Origin of the sequence: Azospirillum sp. B506, assembly GCF_000333595.1 — a bacterium.
Taxonomy (GTDB): Bacteria; Pseudomonadota; Alphaproteobacteria; order Azospirillales; family Azospirillaceae; genus Azospirillum.
The window spans coordinates 1-962 of the sequence record NZ_BADK01000430.1 but is presented as its reverse complement, the minus strand read 5'-3'; the positions used below and the strand labels follow the sequence as shown (position 1 = coordinate 962).

At 67.4% G+C, this 962-nt stretch carries 1 protein-coding gene and 1 pseudogene; both read right to left on the bottom strand.

Features of this window, described 5'->3' with window-relative positions; genetic code table 11:
• Positions 1–215, bottom strand: a 215-nt coding sequence (locus I71_RS39710) for a transposase (RefSeq protein ID WP_244433814.1), incomplete at its 3' end; no start/stop codon positions are given.
• A gap of 480 nt (positions 216–695) precedes the next feature.
• Positions 696–905, bottom strand: a pseudogene (locus I71_RS35930) (IS630 family transposase); the annotation flags it as partial.
• Positions 906–962: the final 57 nt, after the last annotated feature.

Here is a 962-nt window from a genome sequence, read left to right as displayed (position 1 = left end):
TCCGGCTTGGCCGGAATGGCGGTGCCGGATACGGCAGGGGCGCCAGACCGTGAGCGCGGCGGGTGCCCTTGGGCTACCCGCCGCCAGTTCCGCAGCACCGAGGCCTGGAGGCCCAACTCCCGCGCCACATGCTCCAGTGGCCGGCCGCTCCCTTCCAGAAGGGCAACGGCCTCACGCTTGAACTCGTCCGTGAAGGATCGCCTCGTCTTCGTCATCAGATACCTTCCCGCTCCACTCGGAGCTTAGCTGTGGTGTCCACCGAAGCAGGGCAAGATCAGATCCCCCATGCCCGCCACCGGGGAGAACCTCGCCTTGAACCGCTCCGGGATTCCCGGAGCGGTTCACTCGGGCAGCCCCTGCAGGCCGGCATGAGTGTCGGCATGGCGCTGACCGATGGGCCGGAAACCAGCCGCGGCACCCTGACCGCTCAGGCCAGGATACTGGTTTCCTTTTGACGGACCCGTTCCGTCCCGCGTTTCCTCTGGAGGCCGTCGCAAATCTGGGGGCCTTCACACCGCGGGACGGAAGGGGCGGCGTGCGTATGGCTCGACGGCGGTGTGATCCGCTGCGAACGTCACGTTCGTCACTGCGATGCGAAGCTTCGGCATGCGGTGAGCGCCACGCGGCGACCAGCGCATCTGCTGATTGGCGTCCGGTGCAGTTCGGGTGCGGCACGGTACCGCCGCTCATCCCGATAACCTTTGCCGAGGGCAAGGTTCTCGGCAATGGATTTCTCCGGCTTTTTCGTGAAGCGGAGGCACCACAGCGTCTCGCAGGGCTTGGCGATCCATGCCAGCCCGCCGCGCCGCTTCCGCCCGGCTCCCCCCGTCCAGAGCATGGGCGATGGCGAACATCCGCGCCGCCACCCGCCCTTTGCTCTCGCCCCGCGCCAGGGCACGCAATTCGCGTGGCGCTCAGGTCTTGTGCACCAACGCCAATGCGAGGAAATCGTCCGCAGCAGG